General features: G+C 64.8%; 19 protein-coding genes. 11 read left to right on the top strand and 8 right to left on the bottom strand.

Annotated features, from left to right (window positions below; all coding sequences use genetic code 11):
- Positions 1-229 precede the first annotated feature (229 nt).
- The 8 genes from ACZ50Q_RS04710 to ACZ50Q_RS04745 all read left to right on the top strand — a co-directional run bounded on the left by ACZ50Q_RS04710 (position 230) and on the right by ACZ50Q_RS04745 (position 10569).
- On the top strand, positions 230-2338 hold the full coding sequence (locus ACZ50Q_RS04710; RefSeq protein ID WP_464080723.1) for a type VI secretion system Vgr family protein: 2109 nt from the start codon (positions 230-232) through the stop codon (positions 2336-2338).
- The gene (locus ACZ50Q_RS04715) at positions 2335-3240 is read left to right on the top strand and encodes a DUF4123 domain-containing protein (RefSeq protein WP_464080724.1); all 906 of its coding nucleotides are present in this window, start codon (positions 2335-2337) and stop codon (positions 3238-3240) included. The genes ACZ50Q_RS04710 and ACZ50Q_RS04715 overlap by 4 nt, the downstream gene beginning before the upstream one ends.
- Complete coding sequence (locus ACZ50Q_RS04720) at positions 3237-5897, top strand: T6SS effector BTH_I2691 family protein (protein WP_464080725.1); 2661 nt, start codon at positions 3237-3239, stop codon at positions 5895-5897. The genes ACZ50Q_RS04715 and ACZ50Q_RS04720 overlap by 4 nt, the downstream gene beginning before the upstream one ends.
- Complete coding sequence (locus tag ACZ50Q_RS04725) at positions 5897-7018, top strand: hypothetical protein (RefSeq protein WP_464080726.1); 1122 nt, start codon at positions 5897-5899, stop codon at positions 7016-7018. Before ACZ50Q_RS04720 ends, ACZ50Q_RS04725 begins: the two co-directional genes overlap by 1 nt.
- Positions 7019-7553: 535 nt before the next feature.
- Positions 7554-7802 carry a hypothetical protein gene (locus ACZ50Q_RS04730; protein ID WP_464080727.1) on the top strand — a complete coding sequence of 83 codons (249 nt, stop codon included), beginning with the start codon at positions 7554-7556 and terminating at the stop codon, positions 7800-7802.
- The gene (locus tag ACZ50Q_RS04735) at positions 7786-8238 is read left to right on the top strand and encodes a hypothetical protein (protein WP_464080728.1); all 453 of its coding nucleotides are present in this window, start codon (positions 7786-7788) and stop codon (positions 8236-8238) included. The genes ACZ50Q_RS04730 and ACZ50Q_RS04735 overlap by 17 nt, the downstream gene beginning before the upstream one ends.
- The gene (locus ACZ50Q_RS04740) at positions 8238-9359 is read left to right on the top strand and encodes a hypothetical protein (protein WP_464080729.1); all 1122 of its coding nucleotides are present in this window, start codon (positions 8238-8240) and stop codon (positions 9357-9359) included. The genes ACZ50Q_RS04735 and ACZ50Q_RS04740 overlap by 1 nt, the downstream gene beginning before the upstream one ends.
- A 121-nt stretch (positions 9360-9480) precedes the next feature.
- Positions 9481-10569 (top strand): hypothetical protein, encoded by a 1089-nt coding sequence (locus ACZ50Q_RS04745; protein ID WP_464080730.1) that lies wholly within the window; start codon positions 9481-9483, stop codon positions 10567-10569.
- 15 nt (positions 10570-10584) lie between these two features.
- Here the strand turns inward: ACZ50Q_RS04745 and ACZ50Q_RS04750 are convergent, their stop codons facing one another.
- Both ACZ50Q_RS04750 and ACZ50Q_RS04755 read right to left on the bottom strand, forming a co-directional pair.
- On the bottom strand, positions 10585-11028 hold the full coding sequence (locus ACZ50Q_RS04750) for a MarR family winged helix-turn-helix transcriptional regulator (protein ID WP_076516715.1): 444 nt from the start codon (positions 11026-11028) through the stop codon (positions 10585-10587).
- A 3-nt stretch (positions 11029-11031) separates the two neighbouring features.
- Positions 11032-12630 (bottom strand): MDR family MFS transporter, encoded by a 1599-nt coding sequence (locus ACZ50Q_RS04755; RefSeq protein ID WP_464080731.1) that lies wholly within the window; start codon positions 12628-12630, stop codon positions 11032-11034.
- A gap of 343 nt (positions 12631-12973) precedes the next feature.
- Here ACZ50Q_RS04755 and ACZ50Q_RS04760 point away from each other — a divergent pair, with 343 nt between their 5' ends.
- Both ACZ50Q_RS04760 and ACZ50Q_RS04765 read left to right on the top strand, forming a co-directional pair.
- Complete coding sequence (locus tag ACZ50Q_RS04760) at positions 12974-15475, top strand: AsmA family protein (RefSeq protein WP_076516711.1); 2502 nt, start codon at positions 12974-12976, stop codon at positions 15473-15475.
- The gene (locus ACZ50Q_RS04765) at positions 15472-15858 is read left to right on the top strand and encodes an MOSC N-terminal beta barrel domain-containing protein (RefSeq protein ID WP_076516709.1); all 387 of its coding nucleotides are present in this window, start codon (positions 15472-15474) and stop codon (positions 15856-15858) included. Before ACZ50Q_RS04760 ends, ACZ50Q_RS04765 begins: the two co-directional genes overlap by 4 nt.
- A 55-nt stretch (positions 15859-15913) precedes the next feature.
- On the opposite strand, the gene ACZ50Q_RS04770 is transcribed toward ACZ50Q_RS04765, so the two are convergent.
- The 5 genes from ACZ50Q_RS04770 to ACZ50Q_RS04790 form a co-directional block, all read right to left on the bottom strand.
- Entirely contained in the window at positions 15914-17131 is a 1218-nt protein-coding gene (locus ACZ50Q_RS04770) for a benzoate/H(+) symporter BenE family transporter (protein ID WP_076516707.1), read from the bottom strand.
- Entirely contained in the window at positions 17128-17379 is a 252-nt protein-coding gene (locus ACZ50Q_RS04775) for a YfhL family 4Fe-4S dicluster ferredoxin (protein ID WP_043547072.1), read from the bottom strand. Before ACZ50Q_RS04775 ends, ACZ50Q_RS04770 begins: the two co-directional genes overlap by 4 nt.
- A gap of 113 nt (positions 17380-17492) precedes the next feature.
- Positions 17493-17996, bottom strand: a complete 504-nt coding sequence (gene coaD, locus ACZ50Q_RS04780) for a pantetheine-phosphate adenylyltransferase (RefSeq protein ID WP_076516705.1) — start codon at positions 17994-17996, stop codon at positions 17493-17495.
- A gap of 58 nt (positions 17997-18054) precedes the next feature.
- Positions 18055-18621, bottom strand: a complete 567-nt coding sequence (gene rsmD / locus ACZ50Q_RS04785; protein WP_464080732.1) for a 16S rRNA (guanine(966)-N(2))-methyltransferase RsmD — start codon at positions 18619-18621, stop codon at positions 18055-18057.
- Positions 18622-18774: 153 nt separating this feature from the next.
- Positions 18775-19113, bottom strand: a complete 339-nt coding sequence (locus ACZ50Q_RS04790) for a hypothetical protein (protein WP_464080733.1) — start codon at positions 19111-19113, stop codon at positions 18775-18777.
- On the opposite strand from ACZ50Q_RS04790, the gene ftsY reads away from it, so the two are divergent.
- Complete coding sequence (gene ftsY / locus ACZ50Q_RS04795; RefSeq protein WP_369825597.1) at positions 19112-20116, top strand: signal recognition particle-docking protein FtsY; 1005 nt, start codon at positions 19112-19114, stop codon at positions 20114-20116. The genes ACZ50Q_RS04790 and ftsY overlap by 2 nt on opposite strands.
- Before the next feature lie 97 nt (positions 20117-20213).
- Here the strand turns inward: ftsY and ACZ50Q_RS04800 are convergent, their stop codons facing one another.
- Positions 20214-21872, bottom strand: a complete 1659-nt coding sequence (locus tag ACZ50Q_RS04800) for a CYTH and CHAD domain-containing protein (protein ID WP_464080734.1) — start codon at positions 21870-21872, stop codon at positions 20214-20216.
- Positions 21873-21934 lie beyond the last annotated feature (62 nt).

The following is a 21934-nucleotide window of genomic DNA, read 5'->3' on the forward strand; positions in this document are numbered from 1 at the left end:
GTCAGAATCTCCAGCTCCCACCCATCTGTTTCACAAGCGTAAATAAGAACCTTCTTATATACGCAGCACAATCTGGCATGCACGATCTGGACCCAAGTTCTTGGACGTCCATTGCTGTCAGAGGCGAACATCGCGTAAGCCCGCGCGCCGCAGTGGATGCTCATCCCCCACGCGGCCCGGACGCAGACGCAGACGCTGACGCACAGGGCCGCCGCTGCAGGAGCGCCGCGTGCCCGTCCAGTCCGATCTGCGCTTTTCCTTCACCGCCGGCGATGTCGCGTTCGACGTCATCGAATTCCGCCTTTGCGAAGCGCTGTCCGAGGTCTTCACGCTCGACGTGGATCTCAGTTCCGCCGACCCAGCCGTCGATTTCGGCCAGGTTCTGGACCAGCCCGCGCTGCTGACCATCTGGCAGGGCGAGCAGCCCGTACGCTATGTGCATGGCCTGGTGACGTCATTCCAGCAGGGCAATACCGGCTTTCGGCGCACGCGTTATCACGCCACTGTCGAACCGCGCCTGGCTCGCCTGCGACTGTCTTCCGACTGGCGGATTTTCCAGGCCCTGAATGTGCCCGAGATCGCCACGATGATCCTCGATCAGCACGGCGTCACGCAATCCTACGAGCAGCAGGCCACGAATCTCCACCTGCCGCGCGAGTACTGCGTTCAGGCGGGCGATACCGACTACGACTTCATCGAGCGCATCATGCGCGAGGAAGGCTTCTTCTATGGTTTTCGCCATACCGCGGCGGGGCACAATCTGGTTCACAGCGATCGTCTGTGGGTATTCGGCAGGGAGCCGGGGCCACCCGTGGAGTACAACCCCATGGCCGGTGGCGACAGGCCGGGCCCGGCGTTGCGCAGCTTCCTGTACACCGAAAGCGTGCGCACCGCGCGCCAGACCCAGCGCGACTATGACTTCAAGAATCCGCGGTACGACCACGAAACGTTGCGCGATGGCGAGGATCTGGCGCACCAGGCGCGAGGGTATGAGCGCTACGATTACCCGGGCCGCTACAAAAGCGTGGCGGGCGTGGCGTTTACCCGGGATCGCCTGCGGGGCCATCGCGGCGACGCGCGCATCGCGGTCGTCGAAGGCGACGATGCCCGGCTGACACCCGGCGTCTCTTTCGATCTCATTGGCCATCCCCGCCAGGAAATGAACCGCGGATGGCGCCCGGTGCGCATCGAGCACCACGGCACGCAATACACCAGTCAGGGCGAGGAAAGCGCCGACGCCGAGCAGGGCTCGCACTATCACTGCAGGGCCACGCTGGTGCCCGACGATGTCGAATGGCGCGCCGAACCCTTGCCCAAGCCCCGTATCGATGGCCCGCAGCAGGCCACGGTGGTCGGGCCGCCCGGCGAGGAAATCTATTGCGACCCCTACGGCCGTGTGAAAGTGCAGTTCCGCTGGGACCGGGAGGGCAAGCACGACGAGCACAGTTCCTGCTGGATACGCGTGTCGCAGAACGTGGCGGGCGCGCTCTGGGGGCACATGGCGATCCCTCGCATCGGCCAGGAGGTGATCGTCAGCAACTTTGACGGCGACCCGGACCAGCCGGTCATCACCGGCCGGAACTACAACGCCCATCAGCTTCCGCCCTACGAACTGCCCGCGCACAAGACCCGCATGACCATCAAGAGCCAGACGCACAAGGGCGATGGTTTCAACGAGATGCGGTTCGAGGACGAGGCCGGACGGGAGGAGATCTACGTCCACGCCCAGAAGGACCAGAACATCCACGTCAAGCACGACGAGAGCACGTTCGTCGGGCACGACCGCAGCGAGCGCGTGGAGAACGATGAGGCCATCGTCATCGGCCATGACCGCAACGAGAACGTGGGCAACGACGAGCAGGTTGCCATCGCGCGGGACCGGCGTCACGACATCGGCCGTGACGGCTTTCTGGCCGTTGGGCGCGATTACACGATCTCCATCGTCAAGGACCGCATCGAGGAAGTGGGCAACCACCGCCGCGATAAGACCACGGCCAATCACTGGACGGAGGTCGGCGGCCACCTGGAGCAGCGCGTCGAAGGACATGCGCATCTGCAGGCCGCGCAGGAGATCCTGCACCGAACCAAGGTGTACCGGATTCAGGTGGAGGACGAGGTCGTGCTGGAGGGGCCGGGCGGCTCGTTGCGCATCAACCGGTCCGGCATCACGCTCAATGGCGTGGCAATACATCTCAAGGGTCCCATGAGCGTGCAGGCCACTGGAGCGGGAATGGCTATCTCATTGACTGGCGAGCCGGACGAGGGTGAACCCATCTGCGTCAGTTGCTGGTTGAAAGCGGCCCGTGAACGCAAGGCGTTGATGAGGATGGACGCATGATTCCCCATGACCTGATCCGCGCCCTGAACCAAGAGATCCACGAGGGCGACCGTTCACAACCGCGCCATCTGTCGGCACTGATCGACATGGCGCTCGTGCCCGAAGACCAGCGGCAAGCCATTGCCGCGCATTTCGCCGCGAACGTGCACCCGTTGCTGCGCGATCCTGAACTGGCTGCGCTGCAGCCGCTGGGCGCGATGCTTGTCAGCGCGGCGGGAAGCGGGCCGGGGCAATACGACGCGGTCCTGTCGAGAGTGGGGACGCGATGTGAGTCATTCGTGCAGGCATGGATAGCCAGTGTCTTGCCGGCGGAGCAACTGGCGCTGCACTTGAGCGAGGCGACCTACGCCTTGGGCGCCTCGCAAGAGCGCTATCTTTTGCGCTACTACGATCCGCTCGTCACGCCTGTGCTCTATGTACATGCCGACCGCGCATGGGCGTCCTGGTTCTTTGGGCCGGTGCTGTCCTGGTGGTTCGCGGACGCGACGCAGCAAACCTCACGATGGCGTCGAATCCGCGGTGGCGGACGAGGCGTCGGCGCGATTGCGCCGCAAGCGCTGCACCTGAACGATGCCTTGTGGCAGGCGCTGGAATCGGACCCGCTGCCTCACCGCCTGTTGCACACGCTTGAAGCGCAGGCGCCGCACGTGTTCGAGAGCCACTGTGGCGGGATTCGGCTGGCGCAGGTCGAGGCGCAACTGAACGATGCCCGCCAAGCGGGGCTCACGCGGCACGAAGACCTGACGACCTACGTGCTGGTGGGCATGACCCATTCCTGGAGCCAGAAGACGGCCGACGCCCGTTGGCAAGCGGCGCTGGATCGTGCCGTAGCCGGCGGCGAGCCGCTGCATGAATCGCTTGCCCGGCTTTCGACACCCCAAGACCGGGGGGCGCGGTCATGAAGCCGATTTCCCTCGACCAACTGCTATCACAGGCGCTCGATATCGCGCGCAGCACCCGTCGGGACGAGCCCGCGAGCCCCTGCGTCGATTGCAAATCCGAAGTCGCCCTCCTGCCGCTGCGCTATGCCGTGGTGACCAGCGATGACCCGCAAGCCCTTGCCGCCCTGACGCCGGATCTTCCCGCCAACCTTGGCCGGGGACTGCCCCCGCTGGAAGCGGCGGGTGTGCGATACGCGGTGCGCGCCATGCGTCAGGGCTACCTGTACGCGTTCATCAAGCGCTTCGGACAGTGGACGTGCGAGAGCGCATGGCGCGCCACGGGGACTGGGGTGTTCTCGCCAATCTGGCCCTACGCGCCGACTCTGCCCTATGCGCCGGACCAGAGCCGTCTGCTCGGGCTTGGCGCCTGGACCCTCCTGTTCAAGGCGCCCGAAGCCATCGACGAAGCGCGCCTGCTGTTCACGCCTGATCCCTTGACCGAACGCATGCTGGACAAGCTGCGCGATACCGACGCGCTGCGCAACAAGCTCCAGGCCTTCGACATCCGCGAGATCGCCAAGAGCTGTTCGTTCGCCGCGGATGTGCTGGATACCGCAACGCCCGCCAGCAGCGTCGCCGAGGACATCGCCGCAGCCAACAAGCACCTGGCGCCGGTGCTTGCCAACCAGCTTTACGCCGATCCGGATTACCACCACGCGCCGCAACTGATCGCGTCGGACCTGAAGGAAACGACGACGCGCGCCCGCGGCGCCGCGATCGTATTGCACGATCCCATCGGCATTACCCAGCAGCTCAATGCCTGGCGCAACGAGGCCGTGGAGAAGTTGCGGGACCACCTGAACAAAGGGGCGGCGAACAAGGGCATCAGCAACGAGCGCAAGATCCTGGTGGCGCAGGCGTTCGAGGACGTCAGGCGCCAGTTCGAAGAAAAGTCTGCCGCGCTGGAGGCGCAGCACTACATCGAGATCGAACGGGACAAGGTGTTCAATCCCGAGATGGCCCAGGCGCGCAACTGGATTCTCAATGATGAGGAGCAGAGGCGCTGGGACGAGGCGGCCGCGCAGCACGTGCGCGCCTATGAAGCGACGATACGGGCGCGCGTCCAGGCCAAGCTCGACAGCGGCGAATACCGCAACCGCTTCGAAAGCAAATACGTCACGCCACCGGATCCGCAAGCCGCCCTGCAGGTGGGCGCCATGAAGGCGGCGCTGGCGGACTTTGAAGCGCGGTGCCAGGCCGCCCAGACGGAAGCCGAACGGCGTGCGCGGCCCTATGAGGCATGGCTGCAAAGCACGCAATTGCTGGACGGGTTGGAGGTCTATGACGATGCAGACCTGGCAAACGGCTGGCAGTTTGCGGGCCAGACCGGGCTGTGCGTGTTTGGCGCGGAAGGGTGCGAGAGCAGCGCCGACCTCATCCAGCAGTGGTGGCAGGGCCGCCCGCAAGACCGCAATAACCTGGCCCTGCGCAGTTTCGGGTTGAACCAGAAGACCATCCTGGCCGAGATGCATCGCACGCTGGAAGCGGCCCGGTCCCAACCGCTTCCCGTCGATGCCGAAGCCATCTACCAGTACACGAAGACGGGCCTGGAAAAGGCAAAGACGCTTGCAGAGCTTTTTGACAAGGCCAACGGCGTGTTTGAAGAGCTGGAGAGAGCCGGCCGAGCGGGATTGTCCGGCGGCATCCTGGCCTGGTACAGCAGCCTCGGCCGCCAGACGCTGCGCCACGCGCCAAAAGGGGGAGAGTGGTTCGTCCACGGCGCCACCCGCGCCTGGCTGGCCGCCAGCATCGGCAAGGGCGCGGTCAACCTTCGCCTTGAGGAATTGCAGGCCGTCGGCCGCAGCGCTGATCGGGCGACCATGCGTGGCCAGATCAATAGGAACGTCCAACTCGCCTTTGCGACAGAACTGGTGGACGCGCGTTCGAGTGAGTTCTACAAGGTGCGCGCCAGCGGGTGGCTGCTGTTGCTGGAGGCGGGGCTGCTCAGTTTGAGGATGCGCAGCTTGCCGAAGGATGACAGGCAACGCGCGGAGCTGGCCGCCGCGGTCTTGGCGGCGGGCGCGGCCGGGATGGAGGTGCTGGCCTGCGGCACGGAATTGGTGCTGCGGCACTTCGGGGCCGCGAGTACGACGGGGGTGGGGGCGACGGTTTTTCTGGGGAGGTTGAAGTTGTGGGGTGGGGCGATGGCGACGGCAGGTAGTGTGGTGCTGCTGATTTACGAGTGGGAGGATTTGACCGCAGCGTTTAAGGACAGGCGTGCACTGCTTGCAGGCGCGTATGCCGTACGGGTGGTCGTCGCTATGTCAGTGACCCTGAGCCAAGCCAGTTTGGCGATCGGAGCAGCCAGCCCGATGTTGAAAATATTGGCAGAACGCGCGGTGACTAGCAAATTCGGCTTCTTATACAACGTCTTCGGTCGAATTTCGGCGTTATTGGCCCGTCAGGCTGTGACCATTTTCCTGCGGCGGATGTTGCTCAGAGGGACGTTGATCACCATCGCAATTTCTGTGGCCATCGCAATTTTCGATGATGATGCCTTGGAAAAATGGTGCAAGCGAACGCTCTATCGCGGTCCGAAGTTCAAGGACGAAAAGGCGTTTGACGATGCAGCAAAAGAGCTGGGTGCGTTGTATGGCGCCTTATTGGAGGTTGTCTAATGTACGTCGCCGAATGGGTCCTCTGGTTTAGCTGCCTGAAATCTGATGACTGGCTCAGGAAAAATCTGAAAGAGGATGGCAATTCTGCGATGCGGAGCGTCCAACCCGCATATGAGGATAGCGTGATAGAGGACCGCGCGCGCCAAGCGGCAAAGCGATTTGCACGAGCAAGAACGATGGGTCCTGTCTATGCATTCAACGACACGTATCTCGAGATGCGTTGCGGAGGCATGGAGGATAAGAGAGGGTTTATTTCCCTGATCACCATAGTGTTGATGTTCTTTCTGATCGGCATATGGCTCGATACAGCCGGGCGAATCCTGTGGGCCGTCATCTCTGGTTCCGGCATTGTGTTCAGCAGGGAACTTTATTCTGGAGATCTGTTTATTTTTGTGCTGTTGACCGTCATGAACGGTGGAGCACTCTGGCTGTACTTCAAATATGCGTTCCGCTTCAGCCGCCTGGAACTCCTGACATCCCGCCATTTGCTCATCCGCTTCAACCGAATCACGCGCCAAGTGTTTCTCCATCGGCCGGCAAGTTGCGGCGGCATCCTCGTCTTGCCCTGGGAGGGAGTTCAGACCGAAGAGGTGGCAGGACTGAGCCTGGTAATGGGCTGGTATCCCGGCGATAGCACAGACTTGCCTTTTCCCACGTTGGTTTTCATTGGCAGGCAAAGCAGTCGTCTATCTGACTTGCAATCCGAATGGGAATTCATCCGACGCTACATGGACGAGGGCGGTGTCCAGGCTGTCGAGAAGCCGCGCATCAGCTCGCAACTGCCTCTGCCTTGGCCCGCCTTTACCGCGCAGTTCGACGCCTTGGGGCCATACTTGCGTAACAGCGGCCCTGTCGTATGGCTGGGCTGCCTGCTGATTTCGCCGGCCTTTGTCATCCTCGGTCTGTCGCATTGGGCTTCGCTGCTGCTGTGCTGGCGACCGCGTTGGCCGCGCATCATCCGCGAGGCCGGCCAGCCCGGCAAGCCGGTGCCGGCCTTTACGACCGTGGAAGACTACCCGCCGGACGTGCGGGCACAGTTGCTGGCAAATTCGCACCGCTGGGCGTTGCGGCCAGGGCGTGCGCCGGACAATCGCCGGCGAGGGCGGGAGGACGCTCGGTGATGGGCGGCGCGTTCGAACGGCCGCGAGTGCGCTGGCGGCGAGACGGACGGAAGAGAGCGCTCATACGAGAGTCGTACGCATCAGTAGATGCCCGGCCAAACGGTCACGCGCTGCACGCACCATGGTGCGAAGAATGCGACGGGGATATGTCGCCCTTCGTGGATGACGTCCACCAGCGCGACGCGCGATTTGTTGCGGCCCGTTTACGTTGTAAGTTCAAAGGCGCCTGACATCCAGGGGCCTTTCTTTCATGCGCGCCGCTTGCACATCACGGCCGCGCGCCAAGATCCCTCGCCGGCCAGCCATCTCGCCGCCGGGATTTCCAGCTCCCGCCCATCTGTTTCACAAGCGTAAATAAGAACCCTCTTATATACGCAGCACAATCTGGCATTCACGATCTGGACCCAAGTTCTTGGACGTCCATTGCTGTCAGAGGCGAACATCGCGTAAGCCCGCGCGCCGCAGTGGATGCACATCCCCCACGCGGCCCGGACGCAGATGCTGACGCACAGGGCCGCCGTTGCAGGAGCGCCGCGTGCCCGCCCAGTCCGACCTGCGCTTTTCCTTCACCGTCGGTGACGTCGCGTTCGACGTCATCGAGTTCCGCCTTTGCGAAGCGCTTTCCGACGTCTTCACGCTCGACGTGGATCTCAGTTTTGCCGACCCCGCCGTTGATTTCGGCCAGGTGCTGGACCAGCCCGCGCTGCTCACCATCTGGCACGGTGAGCAGCCGGTGGGGCGGGGTGTTGGCGACGTCGGGAAGTGTCGTGCTGCTGATTTATGAATGGGGGGATATGACTACAGCAGTTACGAATCGGCGCGTGTTGCTTGCAGGGGCCTACGGTATTCGCTTCTCGGTAGCTATCGCTATGACCGTGAGTCAAGCCAGTTTGGCGATTGCGGCGGCGGGTCCGATGTTCAAGCTGCTTGGCGAACGTGCGGTGAACGGTTCCGCTTTCCTCTTTTACAGCGCTGCGGCGGACCTGTCTGCGTTTCTGGGAACAAGAGCAGTGACGTTAATCCTGAGACGAGTTCTCTATCGGGGAACGCTAATCGCTTTCGCAGCTACTGGGGTGATCGCGATATTCGAGGACGACGCATTGCAGAAATGGTGCGCGCGGACACTTTACCGCGGAGCGAAGTTCATCGGCGAAAAGCCATTTGATAGCGCAGGAGAGGAACTAGGGGCGCTGTATGGCGCGATTCGGGAGGTCATCTGATGTACTTCGCAGAGTGGGCGTTGTGGTGCGCATGTGTCAAGTCCGATGGCGGGAACAAGGAAGACTTGGATGGCTATAAAAAAGGTGCCGTTCCGATTGTCGATCCAACTTACGCGGAAACGCTTGAAGAAGATCTTGAGCGCCAAGCTGCGAAGAGATTTGGGTTCGCCAGGACGAGGGGGCCAGTTTATGCGTGCAACGACACGTATCTTGAACTGCGCTGCGGTGGCATGGAGGAAAAGAGAGGACTCATTTCGTTGATCACGATCGTGCTGCTGTATTTCCTGATTGGCCCATTGTTGGAAATTCCTGGGCAAATCTTGTGGGCGGTAATTTCTGGTTCTGGAATGGCATTCGACAGAGATCTTTATGGCGGAGATTTATTCATCTTTTTGCTGTTGACCATCCTGTTAGGTGGCGGACTCTGGCTGTACTTCAAGTACGCCTTCCGTTTCAGCCGCTTGGAGCTGCTGACGTCCCGCCATCTGCTCATCCGCTTCAATCGCATTACCCGCCAGGTCTACCTTCATCGACCCGCTAGTTGTGGCGGCCTTCTTGTCTTGCCCTGGGAGGGAGTGATCACGGAAGAAGTCGCCGGACTAAGGCTGGTTATGGCATGGACTCCCCTCAGCCGCACGGAGCTGCCTTTTCCAACCGCAGTGTTCGTCGGCAAGCCAAGCAGTCGCCTATCGGACCTGCAATCCGAGTGGGAGTTCATCCGACGCTACATGGACGAAGGCGGCGTCTGCGCTGTAGAGAAACCGCGTATCAGCTCGCAACTGCCATTACCTTTGCCTGCCTTTAGCGCACAGTTCGACGCGTTGGGGCCGTTTCTGCGGAACGGCGGTCCGTTGGTATGGCTGGGATGCATACTGATCTCGCCAGCGTTCGTGATCCTTGGCCTATCGCACTGGGCATCATTGCTCCTGTGCTGGCGTCCCCGGTGGCCGCGGGTCATTCGAGAGGCTGGCCTGCCTGGCAAGCCGGTGCCAGCCTTTACGACAATCGCTGACTATCCGTCGGACGTGCGGGCGCAACTGTTGGCCAATGCGCACCGCTGGACCTCGCGGCCAGGGCTTGCGCCGGAAAATCGCCGACGCGGGCGCGGGCAGGCTCGGTGATGGACGGAGCGATTCAAGCGGACCGTGCGCGCCCGTTCAAGCCTGCTCGATACGCGATTCCAAGCCTCTATGGCGCACTGAGAGAGGTGGTTTGATGTATCTCGCTGAGTGGATGATGTGGATGAGCAATCTGAAACCGGACGAATGGTTCATGAAGAACGTCGCTGACAACGGGCAGATGGCTTTCTCCTGGACGCCGACCTTTGAGGAAAACGTCGCGCAAGAGCGGGCGGTTCAAAAGGCGAAGCGCTTCGACCGGGCGGTCAGTCGTGGCCCGGTGTATGCCGCCAATGATGTTTTCCTGGAAATGCGTTGCGGGGGTATGGAAGACAAGCGGGGGCTCATTACCCTCGCTTCGGGAGTGTTCGTCGGAATGATGACGTACGGGTGGGCACTGAGTTCGGGGCTGATTCTTTTCGGAATGTTGGCGGGCTCCACGAAAGCGCTTGGCAATCCAATCGATGAGGGGCAGGTGTTTGACCTGTTGTTGGACGTCATACTCTTTGGTGTGCCGCTATGGCTCTATTTCAGGCACGCCTTTCGCCTCAGCCGTCTGGAATTGCTGACCTCTCGACATTTGCTTGCGCGGTTCAATAGGATCACCCGCCAGGTATATCTGCATCGGCCGCCGAGTTGTGGTGGCATTCTTGTTCTGCCCTGGGACGGCATATCGTCGTTGGAGTTAGCCGGTCAGGGCCTGATGCTGGGCTGGTTTCCGAACGACACCCTGCTGCCGTTTCCCGCATACGCATTCGATGGCAAGCAAAGCAGCCAATTAGGTGACCTGCAATCCGAATGGGAATTCATCCGGCGCTACATGGACGAGGGCGGCGTCCAGGCGGTCGAGAAACCGCGCATCAGCTCGCAACTGCCTCTGCCTTGGCCTGCATTTACCGCGCAGTTCGACGCCCTGTGGCCATTCTTGCGCAACAGCGGCCCTGTCGTGTGGCTGGGTTGCCTGCTGATCTCGCCGGCCTTCGTCATCCTCGGTTTGTCGCACTGGGCATCGCTGCTGCTGTGCTGGCGTCCCCGTTGGCCGCGCATCATCCGCGAGGCCGGCCAGGCCGGCAAGCCGGTGCCGGCCTTTTCGACCGTGGAAGACTACCCGCCAGACGTGCGAGCGCAATTGCTGGCGAATGCGCACCGCTGGGCGTTGCGGCCAGGGCGTGCGCCGGACAACCGCCAGCGAGGGCGCGAGGACGCTCGCTGATGGGCGGCGCGATTCCTAACCGCCCCGTTCCCCCGCCGCCCTGACAAAATTCTCCTCCAGGACGCTCAACACCCGGTTCAGGGTATCGATATCCGCCCCGGACAAGCCCTTGAGCGACTCCTCGAAAAACTGAGCCCGCTTGGGCAACGCCTCATTCACCACCGCCTGTCCGGCCGCCGTCAACGTGGCGTTCGTCAGCCGGTTGTCCTGCGCATCCACCGCCCGGGATATCCAGCCGAGCTTCTGCATTGCCTGCAGTTGACGCGTCAGTGACGCCGGATCCAGCCGGCAACGCTCGGCCAGATGCTTCTGCGAGCACTGCCCGTTTTCATGCAGCGCCAGCAGGATGCGCCAGCGCGGCAGCGCGTGGCCGACCTTGCTGCTGAAGGCGCTTTGCATGACGCGGTACGTCTGGCCCATGTGCTGGATGACTTGCAGGCCTTGTTGTTGTTTGGGCAAAAGCTACTCTCCGACGCCGGCGGGCTCCGGCTTGGATGGCCGGACCAGTTTCACCAGGGGCACGCGCCGCACGCACCAGAGTGCGAAGACGGCGACGGCGAGGGCGATGAGTTGCCCTTCGTGGATGGCGCCCACCAGCGCGACGCGCGCGATTTCGATGAGCGACGTGCCATCCTGGCCTTGATGCGCCAATTGTGCCAGGAACTCGGTCTGCGCCGCCGGGTTGACCAGCATCTGCGGGTCGTTCAGCTTGGGCAGCCATTGCGCGGAGGCGCCGCGCAGGGTGGATTCGACGCCGCTGAAGTAGCTGTGGCTGACCATGGTGCCGACGACGGCCGTGCCCAGCATGCCGCCGATCATGCGCAGGGACTGCAGCAGCGCGGTGGCGATGCCCAGGTGGCTGCGGCCGGCGGTCTGCTGGGCGAAGACGGTGAGGTTGGGCATGATGAAGCCCATGCCCAGGCCGGCCATCAGCATGTAGGCGGCAATCAGCGTGTGCGACGTGTAGCTGTGGGTGGTGACGATGCCCAGGCAGGAGAACGCCATCAGGAGAAAGCCGGCGTAGAGCATGCGGTTCGGATTGCGGATCCGGGTGATGATGCGGCCGTTGACGATGCTGCCTACGGTGATGAAGACGACCATGGGGGTGATGAGCAGGCCGGCTTCCTGAGGCGACAGTCCAAAGCCGCCCTGCAGGAGCAGGGGCGCATAGAAGAGCAGGGAGTACATCGTCACCCCCACCAGCAGGGCCAGGATGAACAGCATGGCCAGGCCCCGGTTGCGGAACATGTCCAGGGGCAACAGGGGATGCGGGCAGCGGCGCTCCCACCAGATCAGGATGGCGAAGGCGGCGATGCTGCCGGCGCCCAGGAGCAGCAGCGGGGGCGTGAAGCCGTCCTTGGGCAAAAGTTCGACCAAAAGCTGCAGGGCGCCCAGCGCCAGGGCGATCAGCAGCGCGCCCTGCCAGTCCAGCCGGACCTTGCCGGGGGCTTGACTGCGCAGGTGGGGCAGGTAGCGCGCGACGAACCAGAGGCCGAGGATGCCGATGGGTAGGTTGACGTAGAAGACGGACCGCCAGCCATAGTGCTCCGTGAGGGCGCCGCCCAGCGAGGGGCCCACGGCGTTGGCGATGCCGAAGGCGGAACTGAGCATCACCTGCCAGCGCAGCCGCACATGGGGGTCGGGAAAGAGGTCGGGAATACAGGCGAAGGCGGTGCCGACGAGCATGCCGCCGCCGATGCCTTGCAGCGCCCGCGCCAGCACCAGTTCGAGCATGGTGTCGGCTGCGCCGCACAGGACGGAGGCCAGGGTGAACAGCACGATGGCCGCCACGACGAAGGGTTTGCGTCCGTAGTAATCGCCCAGCCTGCCGAAGATGGGCACGGTGATGACCGAGGTCAGCAGGTAAGACGTGGCTACCCATGCATACAGTTCGAAGCCCCGGAGTTCCGCCACAATGGTCGGCAACGCGGTGCCCACGACGGTCTGGTCGATGGCGACCAGCATCATCACGAAGCACATGCCCAGCATGGCCAGCAAGGATTGCCGGAAAGGAAGCACCTGGCCGGGCGAGTGTGGAGCAGTGGGGGCGGGGGCGGACATTGTTGGACGCATCAATAATTGATCGATCAACCATTCTAGCCCTACAATCCGCCGGTCAGGAAGCCGTCAGCTTGGCCGATCCCGCGGCGCGGCCTGATTTGTTACGATAGCGGTTATCTGCACGCTGGGTTACCGGCGTCTTCAGCAGCCTTCCTCGGTAGCACCTCCCCTTTTGTCGCCAATGCCGCAGGCACGGCGGGACGAGGACACGCCCTACAAGGCAAGCCCTGACAGGCAGACAGTTCACCAAGCCAGGCGGTTTTCCGCCGGCAACGCACCTTCCCCGCGCCTTGCGCGGTGGGCGGCATCAAGGATATCCAGTCGAGGTACCGACGGGGCAGCAATGAAAACGTGGTTCAAGCGCATTTTGATAGGCCTGGTAGTGTTGGTTGTCGTGGCCGTCGTTGGCCTGGCCATCTTCTTGCTGACATTCGACCCCAACGCGTACAAGTACAAGCTGGAAGAGCTTGTCCAGGAACGCTACCAACGCACACTCACGATCGACGGCGAAATCGAGCTGTCGCTATTTCCGCGGATCGGGCTGTCGGTGCAGGGCGTATCGCTGTCCGAGCCCAACAGCACCGAAACCTTCGCCTCCATCGAAAGCACCCGCCTCGCCGTTGCGGTGTGGCCGCTGCTGTCCAACAGCTTTGTGGTGGACCATGTCGCCATCAGCGGGCTGAAGGCCCGCGTGGTGCGTGACAAGCAGGGGCAGTTCAACTTCAGCAATCTGGTGGGCGGCGCGCAGTCGGTTACCGACGCGCCCAGCAATCCGGCCGAAGCGCTGGTGGGGGCGGCCCAGACTGCCGCGCAGGCGATCACCAGTGGCACCATGCCGCCGTCGCGCAACAATATGCAGATCGACATCGCCGGCCTGGATCTGAAGGACGGCGAGGTCCAGATGCAGGACGCCATGACGGGCATGGCGGTCGCCGTGACCCGCATCAACGCCAACACCGGCCGTGTCACCTTCAACCAGCCTTTCGACGTGCGGATGTCGGCGCGTGTCGAAGGCGGCTATCCGCGCGTGGACGCCAATCTGACCGGTCAGGCGCTGCTGACGCTGGATCCCTCCGCCAAGCGCTACGCCGCGCAGAAGCTGGATCTGCGCATGGACGGCAAGCTGCCGGGCGCCGAGGCCAAGAGCCTGGTGATGCGCGGCAACCTGGCATTCAACGGCCAGAAGTCGGCGCTGGACGTGGCTGGCCTGGAGCTTCTCTTCCAGGGCGATGTGACCGAGCCCTCCGTGCGCGCGACCAACGTGGAAGCCAGCGTGGCGATCCCCAAGCTGGCGATCGACCCGCACAAGAGCCAGCTCCAGATCGAAAAGCTGGCTGTGCGCGCCAAGGGCGGCGTGGCCGATGGCCCCTTTGAGCTGGCCGTCGACGCGCCGGCGCTCAATATCTCTCCCGCTTCGGCCACCGGCGAGGCGCTGACCGGCCGTCTGCGCATCAGCGGCCTGGACGCCAGCCTCGGCATGAATGGCATCAGCGGCAATGCGGGCGAACTGGACATCAAGGAAGCCAAGCTGGACAGCACGTCCAAGACGGGCGAACGGGTGGTGAAGCTGAATTTCGCCTCGCCGCTCACCCTGAATCTCCTGCAGCGCAGCGGCGCCATGTCCGCCCTGCGCGGCGACGTGAACATCACGGACCCGGGCCTGCCCAAGGGCAGCCTGCAGATTCCCGTCATCGGCAGCCTCACGCTGGATCTGCTGAAGGACCAGGCCACCAGCAAGATCAACGCCGTGCTGGAAGGCGGCAAGTTCGATCTCAGCGCCGACATCACCAAGCTCTCCGCCGATTCGCCGCAGATGAAGTTCGCGCTGGCCGTGGATACGCTGGACCTGGACAAGCTGGTGCCGCCGGTGCCGGTCACGCCGCCCAAGCCGCCCGCGGACGGCAAGAAAGACGAATCCAAGCCCGCCGCGCAACCCGCGCCGGCTGCGCCCGCCGACGATACGATCAACCTGTCGGCACTGATCGGTCCCAGCGTCAACGGCACCTTGAAGGTCGGCAAGCTGGTCGTGCGCGGCCTGAAGGCCGATGAGGTGTCGGCTGCCGTGAAGCTGGACAAGGGCAAGCTGGAAATATCCAACATCGCGGCGGGCCTCTATGGCGGCAAGCTGGGCGGCGCGTTGTCGGTGGATGCGGCGCAAGGCAATCAGGTCGCCACGAAGATGTCGCTGGCCGGCATCGCGATCGAGCCCCTGCTCATGGACCTGGCGCGCAAGAACGTGCTGAGCGGAACGGGCAGCCTGGCGCTGGACCTGAAGACTGCCGGCGCCAATGCCTACGCCATGAAAAGCGCCCTGGCCGGCACCCTGCAGCTGCGCCTGCGTGACGGGGCGGTCAAGGGCATCGACCTCACGCAGACGCTGCGCGACCTGAAGGCCCGGTTCTCGCCCGACGCGCAGAACGAAACGGTGCCCGCCGACACCAGCAAGCAGACGGCGTTCTCGGAACTGGAAGCCGACCTGGCCATTGCCAAGGGTGTCGCCACGGTGAAACGCCTGAGCTTCGTGTCGCCGCTCTTGCGCGTGACGCAGGGCGATCCGGCCAGCATCGACTTCGTGAAAAGCGAACTGGATGTGGTGGCGCGCGCGCGCGTCATCAACCCGGCGGCCGATCCGGAAGGCAAGGAATTGATCGACCTGAAGGACGTGACCATCCCCGTCCACTTCAAGGGGCCGTTCGACAATCCCTCGTACACGCTGCTCTGGAAGGACGCCATCGGCGGCATCCTGAAGCGCAGCCTGGAGAACAAGCTCAAGGAAGCGGTCTCCGGCAAGGGCAAGAACGGCGCCGCTGTGGACAAGGCATTGAAAGGACTGTTGGGCAAATGAGCGCTGACCAATTCCAGCCTGTCGCCGAATGCGGCGTGACGACGCAATCGCAGGCCGCCGCCTATCACCGGCAGTGGCTGGTCGCCAACGATTCGGGGCAGTGGCTGAACCGCGAGCTGTGCCCCAGGCTGGCCGAGGTGTCGGTGGAACTGCGCCTGGGCTACCTGGTGCTCAAGGCGCCCGGCATGCTGCGCATGGATATCCCGCTGGACGTCATCGAAGACGACGACAGCGTGCGCTACAGCATGATGGTGGGAGAGCAGGCCATCGACGTGATCGACGAAGGCGAACTGGCCGCGGCGTGGATCTCGAACTTCGCGCAGGTGCCCTGCCGCATCATGAAGGTGCATCCCGACACGCCCGTGGCCGCCTGGCCCACCTGATTGCGCGTGGGCTGTCCGGGCCGCGTCAGGCTGGGCCGCGTCAGGCCGGGCCCCGTCAGGTCCGGGTGCGCTTGTATTCGAAAGCGGTGTGGGCCAGCAGGCCCGCAGCCAGGCCCCAGAAGGCCGAACCGATCCCCCAGAAACTGAATCCCGAGGCCGTCGCCAGCAGCGTGATGAGCGCCGCTTCGCGCCGCTGCGGATTCGCCATGGCCGCCGCCATGCCGCCCATGATGGTGCCCAGGAGCGCCAGTCCCGCCAGTGCGGCCAGCAGGGCGGCGGGCAGCGCCTGGAAAAAGACCGCGACGGCGCCCGCGACGATGCTGAGCGCGACGTAGCCGATGCCGTAGGTGGCGGCCGCGATGTAGCGCTTGCCGGGATCGGGATGCGCCTCGGGGCCAGTGCAGATGGCCGCGCTGATCGCGCCCATGGTGACGCTGTGCGCGCCGAAGGGTGCGGCGACCAGGCCCAGCAGACCGGTGGCGGCAACCAGGCGCGACGCCGGCGGCCGATAGCCGGCGGCTTGCAGAATGGCCAGGCCGGGCAGGTTCTGCGAGGCCATGGCCACGACAAAGAGCGGGATGCCCAGGCTGACCGCGGCCTGCGCGCTGAAGGCGGGCGTGGTCCAGACGAATTCGGTCAGGCGCCAGTCGAGCAGGTTCACCTGCATCAGGCCCATTGCCGCCGCCATGGCCACGGCCACCGCCATCACCACCAGCACCGCGTAGCGCGGCGCCCAGCGGCGGCACAGCAGGTAGGCGGCGCACATGGCCAGCACCAGGGCGGGCTGCCTGGAGATGTTGCTGAAGATCCCCATGCCGAAATTGAGCAGCACGCCGGCCAGCATCGCGGCGGCGACTTCGCCGGGGATGCGGCGCAGGATGGGGTCGATCCAGCCGAACAGGCCGCAGGCCAGCGTCAGGCCGGCCGCCAGGACAAAGGCGCCCACGGCTTCATCGAACGGCACGCCGGCCAGCGCGGTGACGAGCAGGGCGGCGCCAGGCGTGGACCACGCCATGACCACCGGCAACCCGGTGCGCAGGCTGTAGAACGCGCCGCCCAGGCCCAGCACCAGGCTCAACGAGCCGATCCAGGACCCGATGCGCGCGGCGTCAAGCCCGGCGGCATGGCCCGCCTGCACCATCAGCACGGCGGTGCCGCCAAAGCTGACCAATACGGCGACCAGCCCCGCGGCGACCGCGGACGCGGAGAGGTCGCGGCGGGCGTGGTGTGTGGGAGGGGAAAGGTTGAGGCTGGGCGGCGCCGCGTCGCTCATGCGGCACCGGTCAGGCGTCGGTACTTGGCCATGAGCTGCTCCTGGCCTTCATGCCACTGCGGATGCAGTTCGATGCATTCCACGGGACAGACCACCTTGCATTGGGGTTCATCGTGATGGCCGACGCACTCCGTGCACCGGTCGGGGTCGATGACGTAATAGTCCTCGCCCATGGAGATCGCTTCGTTCGGGCACTGGGGCTCGCAAACGTCGCAATTGATGCATTCTTCGGTGATGGTGAGGGCCATGATGGGCAGCGGAGCAAGGCAAGGGGCGCTGTCATTGTAGCGCCGGGCGGCCGCGGCCCGGAAAGCGCGAAAAGGGCGCTTGCGCGCCCGTTCGGGGATGCTGCCGGCGGGTGTCAGCCCGGCCAGGACTGTTCGCGGCGTTCCTTGGCCTTTTCCTGGAGCCAGCGCTCCACGGACGGAAAGACGAACTTGCTGACGTCCCCGCCCAGCTGGGCGATCTCGCGCACGATGGTGCCCGAGATGAACTGGTATTGGTCCGACGGCGTCATGAAGAGCGTTTCGACGTCGGGCAGCAGATGGCGGTTCATGCCGGCCATCTGGAATTCGTATTCGAAGTCGGACACCGCGCGCAGGCCGCGCACGATGACGCGGCCGCCCTGGTCGCGCACGAAGTCTTTCAGCAGGCCGCCAAAGCTCTGCACTTCCACGTTGGGGTAGTGCCCCAGCACTTCGCGCGCGATCTCCACGCGCTCGTCGATGCTGAAGAAGGGCTTCTTGTTGCGGCTAATGGCGATCCCCACCACGACTTTGTCGAAAAGCGTGGCTGCACGGCGGACCAGGTCTTCGTGGCCCCTGGTCAGCGGGTCGAAAGTGCCGGGATAAACAGCGATGATCATGCGAGCTCCGTACCGTTATTTGTGGTGTACACCATCCTCCGAAGCCCGGATTATTGATCTATTTCCGCAATGCAGCAAATTCCAGAAGATGGAAGTGGACCGCGCCGGCCTTGTCCTGCCGCACAATCTGGAATCCCTCGGGCGCTTCGATGGCGGATTCCGCCTCGACATAGACTAGCCCATGATCGCTCAGGATGCCCGGCAAAATGGGCCACAGGCGCGGCAGCCAGCCCTGTCCAAAGGGAGGATCCAGCAGGATGAGATCGAACCGCGACGCATCCATCCGTTCGGCGACCTGCATCGCATCCCCGACATGGATGCGTATCATGTCGGCTTTGAGCTTGTCGCGCAGTGTCCGCAGCGCGGACGCGGCGGTCTTGTCCCGCTCGACCATCTGCACATGCGCCACGCCGCGCGAGGCCGCCTCGAAGCCCAGGGCGCCGCTGCCGGCGAACAGATCCAGCACCTGTTTGTCGGCGAATTCGCCGCCCCACAGGTGAGTAAGCCAGTTAAATAGCGTTTCGCGCACCCGGTCGGGCGTGGGACGCAGCGTCTCCACGTCGGGAACGACGATGGGGGTGCGCCGGTATTGGCCCCCGACGATACGAATATACTTGTTACCCATGTTTAGCCGCTTCTTCAAGAAAAAATCCCCTCCGCCCGCCACGCCGGCTCAGCCCGCGCCGCCGCCGGAGGTCGTCGACGCCAGCGTCGCGCCCGCAGAGCCCGCCGTAGCCCCGGCCAGCCCGGCGCCGGCCGTCCCTGCGCCTGCGGGCCGTCAGGAATCTGCCGCGCCGGTTTCGGCACCGGCTTCGGCGCCGGTTGCGCCATCCGGTTCGGTTCCCGCGCCCGCCGCGACGCCGGGCTCGGTTCCGGGTTCAGCACCTGCGCCGGTGCCCGCCCCCACTGCGGCGCCGGCTTCGGTTTCCGCACCTGCCGCAACGCCTGCTCCTGCTGCAACGCCTGCGACTGCTGCAACGCCTGCGCCTGCGCCGGCGTTCGCACCCGCCGCGCCGTCCTCGTCCGTTTCCGCTCCGGCTCCGGTCGCGCCACCCGCGCCTGTCGTGTCGGCCGCGCCGGTTGTCGAGCCCGTTCGCGCGCCGCAGCCCGCGTTCATGCCCGCTCCGACGCCGCCGTCCGCGCCGGTGGCTGCGCCCGTGCCGGCCGCGCCGCCCGCTGCGGAACCCGCGCCCGCCGAGGCGCCCAAGAAAGCGTCCTGGCTGTCGCGCCTGAAGCAGGGCCTGTCCCGCACCGGGCAGAGCATCGGCGGCATTTTCGTCGGCGTGAAAGTCGACGAGAACCTGTTCGAGGAACTCGAATCGGCCCTCATTATGGCCGATGCGGGCCTGGAGGCGACCGAGAAGCTGCTGACCGCGCTGCGGGCGCGCGTCAAGAAAGAGCGCATCGAGGACCCGGCCAAGGTCAAGGCGGCCCTGCGTCAGCTCCTGGCCGACCATCTGCGGCCGCTCGAACGCGCCTTCGACCTGAAGCGCACGCAGCCGCTGGTGGTGATGATCGCCGGCGTCAATGGCGCGGGCAAGACCACGTCGATCGGCAAGCTGGCGCACACCTTCCAGCGCCAGGGCGCCAGCGTGCTGCTGGCCGCCGGCGACACCTTCCGCGCCGCGGCGCGCGAACAGCTCGTGGAATGGGGCAGCCGCAACAACGTCAGCGTGATTTCGCAGGATGGCGGCGACCCGGCCGCGGTGGCGTTCGACTCGGTCAACGCCGGCCGCGCGCGCGGCATGGGCGTGGTGATGGTGGATACCGCCGGCCGCCTGCCCACGCAGCTTCACCTGATGGAAGAACTGAAGAAAATCCGTCGCGTGATCGGCAAGGCCGACGCGACCGCGCCGCATGAGGTGCTGCTGGTGGTGGACGGCAACACCGGCCAGAACGCGCTGGCGCAGATCCGCGCTTTCGATGCGGCCATCAACCTGACCGGCCTGGTCGTGACCAAGCTGGACGGCACCGCCAAGGGCGGCACGCTGGCCGCCGTGGCCGCGGGCAGCCAGGGCGTGCGTCCGGTTCCGGTGTATTGGATTGGCGTGGGCGAAAGCCTGGAAGACCTTCAGCCCTTCGTCGCGGACGAGTTCGCGGCGGCGCTGCTGGCCGACTGACACGTCCAGTCAATGCGCCTGCCTACGCAGGCAGTGCGGGACGGTGCGCAAGCGCCGTCCCGTTGTCGTTTGGGCGAGTCCGAAATGACGCCTTGCGCTACTTCCAGAAAGGCTTGCTTTGCGCGAGGTCGTCGAAGGCCTGCTGCGCCTCGATGACCAGTTCGTCCAGGCGCGCGCTGATCCAGCCCAGCGCGAACCAGGCCTGCGGGTGCGTGGCCGTACACGACTGGTAGTAGTCCTTGGCCATCGCCAGATCGTTGATTTCGCCCAGCACGTCCTGCACGCGCGACAGCAGCTTGCGATAGCCGCGCAGCTTGGCGGCCGGCAGCAGCGATTCCGCGAACGACAGGCCGTAGCGCAGGCGCTTGCCGCGCTTGCGCAGTTCGTGGCGAGTGGGGATGTCCAGCGACGCGAAGTGGGTGCCCTGGTCGGCCACCTTGACGTGCCAGCGATGCAGGCGGCGCGCGAGCAGCTTGTGCAGGCGCTGCGGTTGGGGTTCCGGCGTCAGCATCGGAATGATGGTGGGCTTGATGGTCGGGCCGGCCACGCCGCCCTCCAGCCGGATGGCGGGCTCGGGCGCGGCGTCGGTCGGTGTGCCGTTGGCGATGGTCTGGCTGTCAGCGTCCGGCTGCACGGGCGGCACGTCCAGCGTCCATTCCAGCAGTTCCAGCAGCCACGCCTGGAATGCCTGGCCGCCCGCGATGGTCTGTGCGTCCTCTTCCGGCGGCGCGGCTTCCATGGGGATGACCGGCATGCCGGCGCGCATCAGCGCGGGCGCGACGGTTTCGTTCAGCACGTCCTGGTCGCGATTGGCGCCGAAGGCCGCAAAGTGCGTGCGCACGCCCTGCAGCAGGGAATCGGGGATGGGCGCGATCCAGCCGTCGAACAGCTTCCAGGCCGACCGCAGCCTGCGCACGCCCACGCGCAGCTGGTGCACGTGTTCCGAGTTGCCGGCGCGATAGACGCCTTCGGTGTCGACCTCGGCCAGCACGGCGGCATTGCGGCAGATCTGGTCCAGGCATTCGGCGGCGATGGCGCCCATGGCCTGCGGCGGGGTCATGTCGTCGCGCAGTTTCACGGACGCGGCGCCGCGCGGCGCCCAGAATTGGGCGATGGCCTGCGCGCGCCGCGTTTCGAGGTCGTCGCCGGGCGTGGCGTCCACCTCGGCCAGGCGCTGCGCAAGCTGGGCCAGCGCGTCGCCGCGTTCGGATTTGCTGCGCGGATCCAGGATCAGGGCGTGGCGCTGCTGCCAGCCTCGCGCCGCGGAGAAGATGGCCGCGGGGCGGCCCGATACCAGTTCGAACTCCAGTTCGGAGATCGGCAATTCGAGCGCGCCCGCGCGCAGGATGCCGGTGTCGTAGGCCAGTTCGACGGTGCCGTAGCGCGTGCGCACCTTGCGCAGCAGGCGCTGCACGTCGGTTTCGTAGCGCAGGCCCAGTTCGCCCTTGATGGCGGAAAGCGCGGCTTCGACTTCGGTGCCGGCGTAGACCGACAGGTCGAGCACGGGGCCCGGACGCGGATGGTTCATTTCGATGCGCGAGATGGCGTCGGCGCCGGGCATCTTCAAGGTTTGCACCCAGTCGGGCCCTTCCTGGCGCAGCCGGATCGCGATGCGCGCCCGCGCCAGCTCGCGCTCGGGCGTGTCGAAATACATGGCATGCAAGCGGATGCGCGTGGCTTCGCGCTGCTTGACTTCACGCAGCACGGCCTGGCGTGAAGCCGTGGGCACGTGCAGTTTCAATTCCTGTTCCGACATGGCAGCGGGGTGTCCAACGGCAAAAGCCGAGATCTTAATCAACGCACAGGTGCGATTTGATG

The sequence above is a fragment of the Achromobacter sp. T5-5 genome (assembly GCF_055397965.1).